5 protein-coding genes and 1 pseudogene are annotated in these 5,072 nt (G+C 59.0%); 4 read left to right on the top strand and 2 right to left on the bottom strand.

The window, feature by feature from the left end:
• Positions 1 to 170 precede the first annotated feature (170 nt).
• The 4 genes and pseudogenes from CCR95_RS00110 to CCR95_RS00095 form a co-directional block, all read left to right on the top strand.
• A pseudogene (locus tag CCR95_RS00110) lies at positions 171 to 341 on the top strand (integrase core domain-containing protein); the annotation flags it as partial.
• 101 nt (positions 342 to 442) lie between these two features.
• Positions 443 to 1,411 carry a helix-turn-helix domain-containing protein gene (locus CCR95_RS00105; protein WP_201090788.1) on the top strand — a complete coding sequence of 323 codons (969 nt, stop codon included), beginning with the start codon at positions 443 to 445 and terminating at the stop codon, positions 1,409 to 1,411.
• Positions 1,412 to 1,607: 196 nt separating this feature from the next.
• The gene (locus CCR95_RS00100; RefSeq protein ID WP_201090786.1) at positions 1,608 to 1,937 is read left to right on the top strand and encodes a hypothetical protein; all 330 of its coding nucleotides are present in this window, start codon (positions 1,608 to 1,610) and stop codon (positions 1,935 to 1,937) included.
• Positions 1,934 to 2,494 (top strand): hypothetical protein, encoded by a 561-nt coding sequence (locus CCR95_RS00095; RefSeq protein ID WP_201090784.1) that lies wholly within the window; start codon positions 1,934 to 1,936, stop codon positions 2,492 to 2,494. The genes CCR95_RS00100 and CCR95_RS00095 overlap by 4 nt, the downstream gene beginning before the upstream one ends.
• Positions 2,495 to 2,549: 55 nt before the next feature.
• Here CCR95_RS00095 and CCR95_RS00090 read toward each other — a convergent pair whose 3' ends face one another.
• Both CCR95_RS00090 and CCR95_RS00085 read right to left on the bottom strand, forming a co-directional pair.
• Positions 2,550 to 3,842: an ankyrin repeat domain-containing protein gene (locus tag CCR95_RS00090; RefSeq protein ID WP_201090782.1), complete on the bottom strand. Its 1,293-nt coding sequence runs from the start codon at positions 3,840 to 3,842 to the stop codon at positions 2,550 to 2,552.
• A 32-nt stretch (positions 3,843 to 3,874) separates the two neighbouring features.
• Positions 3,875 to 4,327, bottom strand: coding sequence for a MerR family transcriptional regulator (locus tag CCR95_RS00085; RefSeq protein WP_201090780.1), 453 nt, complete (start codon positions 4,325 to 4,327; stop codon positions 3,875 to 3,877).
• Between the last annotated feature and the right edge of the window lie 745 nt (positions 4,328 to 5,072).

The following is a 5,072-nucleotide window of genomic DNA, read 5'->3' as shown; positions in this document are numbered from 1 at the left end:
TCACCCATAAACCGCCAACATCTATCTTCAATAGGGGCATAGTAAATGAAGATTTATTGCGCCTAATAAAAAATAACTTAAAATTCATTAATTTATGCGACAGTCAAAGTTAACAAAGTAGAATTAAAATTCATTAATTTATGCGACAGTCAAAGTTAACAAAGTAGAACTACTTCGCCTTCTACAACCACGAGCGACCGCACCAATCGCTGGGGTACCTGACGCCGGAGGCGGTCTACCGCTCGGGGGTAGGTGGGGGAGCCAACATCGTGGATCGCTTCGGCGAGACAACACTGGGGCAGCGCCAAACCGCTGCGATTGATGTCGCAAGCACAACTTAAATTCAGGGGAAAACTGTCCTGGACATGGGGTCCACTTTAGTGTTGCCAGGATTGGGGTTGTCGTATGCTTTCCCCGAATCGCGACCGAGGTGCTGGAGATCATGGAGACTATTGAAGCGAGTTGGTTGGACGTCCTCTTCGAGCAGAGTCAGGAGCGTCGCCGGGGGGGGTGTGCGTCGACCGAAGCGTTCTTTCCGATCTGGCTAAAACGCCTTCGTCGGGAGCAGAGTTTTACTCAGCAAACGCTGGCCGACGCGCTGGACGTGGCTTACTCCACGGTCCAGTTGTGGGAGCGGCGGCATCAGCCGGGAGATTCCAAGACACTCCCGAACCCCCATCATCTCGCGAAATTGCGCGCTCTGCATCGGCGTCAGACCGTTCAGCAGACGATGAGCGGTCTTTTCCATGAACACTTCCGCCACTATCGCAACCCGATCATCGACCTGATCGCTGCCGCGCTGGAAGCCGGCCTTGACTCGCAGGCGGAGGCTACGGTGGCGTATCTCGCCAACTCCGGCAAATCATTCGGGTCGAGGCAACATCCGTTCACGCGAAGCTATGACGCGCATTTTGCCTCGATCGTGTTCGCGATCACCCAGGGTCAGGGTTCCGCCGAGACCCTGCGCTACAATCAGTTGGCCGAGGCGCTGTTTCACGAGGCGGCGGCCTCCGTCGACCGAACGGTACTGGACATTCATGGCCCACTGCTCGGCGCGATTCTGAATGAAGGCTTAGGGTATCTCTGCGAACATTTGCATTGCTATCAAAATGGCTCGGTCGAGCGCACTCAAGGCGCCGAAGAGATCATCGACAGGCTACTCACGCTCTATGCCGAAGACGCACGGAAGACCTCGACCTACCTTGAGAATGTCTTCGAGACGGCATGCGCTCATCTTCAAACCGATGACATCCAACGCCATGGCGTCAGGCTCGTCAGCGAAATCGGTGCCGATCGGTTTCGGACATTTTTTAACTCTCTGAAGGAGATTTCCAATGATCGATCACTACTCGACGCGATTCTCTCTCGCTGGCACGCTACGTCCGTTGTGGACCGTGAACAGGTGGGTTAAAGCAACGATGCCTCGCGCGACCTTGTTCTGTCTGCTCCTGCTGCTTTCGACCCAAGTGCTCGCTTGGGGCCACATCGCCACTCCTGTCTAAGCGGTGCGGCGTTTCGGCATCACGGTTGCCGTCACGCCCTCGGCAGGGGCTTGACGCAGTGACGCGGGGCGCGGAGACCTTGGGATCACACGAACGGAGAGGATCATGGCCCGCAGCCGTCTCCATACCCCGATGTTTAGCCACACGACGTGTCGTAGCGAGCGTTTCGACAAAACGTGTTGGCACCGTCGCTGGCGGGCACATGAACGTTGTGCCCTGGCGACCGCCTCGCCGGAAGATTTCGAGGAGCATTTAACTTGCCTGGCGCGAGAGGCGAGTAATCCCTGGAACATGGGCAAGGATGGACGTTCCTATTGGCCTTTGTCCGAGCAAACCGAGCGCGCGGAGTGCCTCGCGAATCAGGATGAACGACTCGATCCGCGTGAACGCTCCTCTCGCAAGGAGGCCTTGCTGGCCAAATGGATGGCCAAGTGAACGAATCGCCCAAATTCCCCCCGCTCCTGACGCTGTTGATCCTGTCGTTCTTTTTGACCGATCCCCGGCATACGGACACGGACACCGGCACCCGCCTGGATCCGTCTCGGATCGATCCTTGCGATCTGCTGCCGCCCCACGAGCTGGAAACCCTGCTCGGCGCACCGGTCGGTCTGCCGGTCAGAAGTATCCTGGTGCCACTGGGGACGCAACTCTGTGCGTATGAGACGGTCGGCGGCGATCCTGGCGCCTTCATTCAGGTCTCGCTCACCCAGGCCGAGGACGTGCCTCGACCAGGGCCGAGTCCATCGGACATCTTCCAGAAAACCCGGGAGTCCATGGCGACACGCACGGAGATCGACCGACTGGGAGACGCCGCCTTCATCGCCACCGGCGGGCTGAACATGCTCATCGGGGAGGATTTTGTCCAACTCGCGGCGGGTAACACCGATCGGCCCGAGGTCCGCCAGCGCCTCCTGCGCGCCGGGGAGATCGTTCTTGACAACCTGGCCCGACGCGATGACGGGGTGCTGAGTCAGGACGCGACGCCGCGTTGAAATCGGCGGGTTAGCTTTGGAATCCGGACCCAGCGTCATGAATCCGCATGGTTGCTCATTGATCGCGTTTTCTGTCGGAAATGGCAGAGTCCGTCAAAAAGCGCATGATCGTCGTCTGCTGAAAATCCTCCGCGACCTCTTTCGGTGTCTTCCCTCGATGGTTGCGCACCTGCGTGTCGGCCCCGTTGCGGACCAGTCGCTCGACCAGTTCCGCGTAGCCCAGCCAGGCGGCCCAGTGAAGGGGCGTATCGCCTCGATAGTCCTCCAGGTCCAGGTCGGCGCCGAGGTCGATCAAGCACTGAGTCAGCTCGGGTTCGCGATGGTAGACCGCGAGTTTCAAGGGGGAACTCAGGTTCTCCCCACGGTGATTGACATCCTGCCCGCCTTCGCGCACCAGCCATGTCACAAAGCGGGCGCGCTCTGGCGTCCCGACCTGTATGGACAAAGCAACCTGAAGCCAGCCATCCTTGCCGGATCGCTCCGGCGGGGCCAAACGTCCTCCCCTGATCAAGGTGATGACTTGGGGAGACGCGCAAATTTCGCGCTGTTCCGAGTTAGAAAGGCCACACGCCTCCAAGACTACTTCAGAGGGCATCCGCGCACTCAAGTGGCGATACCATGCCTCGTTCGCGCGACCCAACTGGTAGAGGGTTGTGGCATCCATCACCGCGCCCATTTGCAATGCCTGGTCCAGCAGGCCAAAACTCCAGGCCTGATCCCGGCTCGAAGGCTGAATCAACTGAACCAGCAGATAGTTGAACGGGTTGCCGGTCACCCCCGGCACCTCATCGACACACCAGGCTTGATCCCAGATTGGATTCTCGATCAACCGACCCAGCAGAGCGTCGAGCGGGCTGCCGGTCTCGCTCGGAATAACCCTCCTGGAAACCCTGTCGGGATAGCGGAACGGCAGGTCGAGATGCTGCAACTGACGCAGAATCGCTTGCTTGTCCGCGACGCTTGCCGCAAAGACGGACCCCGGATCCATGCCGAAAACGTTACCGGGGAAGGAGCCTGTGGCGATTCGGATACCCAGTCGAGCGAGATCTTCAACGGAAAGGGCCTGGATATCGTGACAGACGCGATACGGATCGAAGGGCGGCAGATCGCGTCGGACTTCGAATTGCAGCAGATAATAGAGCAAGGGCATGACGACGCGATAGGCCGTGATGCGTGTAAAGTAGTCTGGCTCCGACGGATCGGAGCGATAGAACAACGCAACCTCGGGTGATGGAAAGCGTTCGACCTGGACTCGCAGCGTGTCAAGGTCTGCCTGTGCCAATGCTTCCCCAATGGAGACGAGTTGCTCGGGCCAGACGATGACGTAAGCGTGTTTTTTGAGCGTCATGGTGTGATTGGGCTCTTGTCCGTTGCTGCTTTTTATGGTTTCGCGTCGGTGTCGGCGGGTGGCTTGGCGATCGTTAAGGCGAAGGCATCCATCACGCCCCGCGCGAAAACGCGCACCTGCTCGGGCGTCAGACCGGCTCGCCCCGGATCGATCACCACCTCCACGCCTTCCGCAACCGTCAGATGACTGCGGACGCTGACCGACCCGAGCGCCGGAGGGCGTGGCGGCACCGGTGGCGGTTCGCCCTGGAGCAGCGAGCGGATTCGATCCAGGGAGACCCCCGCCGTCGTCCAGCGTTTGATTTGCCGAAGTTGCTCCAGATGAACAGCGCCATAGCGGGCCGCGCGCGTCTCCCCCTTGGGCCGGTCCACCAGGCCGAGTTGGATGTAGTACCTTACCGTGCGAGCAGACAGCTCAGCGAGAATGCAGAGCTGGGCGAGCGGGTAGCTGGGTTCGGGGAAGGTGGTCTTGGTCACGGAGGGCATTAGTACCATAGAACTGGCGCAAAACAAGTGGCGTAATGGGCGCCCTCGTTGGACGCCGGGGAATGGGCGTCTGTTCGCGCCGGACGCCTGTCCGCAAGATGCGTCTGGGTGTGTTCCAGACAGCTTCATCAGCGTGCGAGTCTGATCGCTTGGAATGCGGGAGGGAGCCATGACGGGGCGAAACCCTGGGATCAAACGCAGCGGAGGTTATGCTGGCTCGCCGTCGTATCCGTTCCCAAATTTTGGCCACACAAGCATGAGTTCTGGGAGAACCGGAACAAGCTCCGGGGGAATCGCGCGCGTGACAGCCGTGCGACGAGCGCCCTGAGTCTGGCCGGCTGGCGGATCCTTATCGTCTGGGAATGCGTGCTGCGGGGAAGGACAGACAGGATCTGGTGGCGGTGATCGACGCCTGCGAGCGGTTCCTGAACCATCCGGAGATTCACGACGCCGTAAAGGATGGCGAAGCGGAGTGGCCGGAGTGCGTTTGGAACCTCCTTCATGAGCGGCGGGACGATGGAAGAGAGCCCATCGTGCGAACAATCGGATGTGCCATCGATGACGGATCGGTTGTCCAGACGTCGGTCGGATATCCATGCGGAAGTCGCACGCGACTACTTCTACTTTGTTACCTTCAAAAAATCTTTAAGTGTTTAAATTTTATGATAATAAACAAAAATACACATAAACAATAGGGTTCTAGTGGCGCGTTGAGCGCCTATAATCACCCATAAACCGCCAACAT

Origin of the sequence: Thiocystis minor (genome assembly GCF_016653465.1) — a bacterium.
In the GTDB taxonomy this organism is placed as follows: Bacteria; Pseudomonadota; Gammaproteobacteria; order Chromatiales; family Chromatiaceae; genus Chromatium; species Chromatium minus.
Note: the sequence above shows the minus strand (reverse complement) of the source record. Positions and strands in the feature narration are given on the sequence as shown.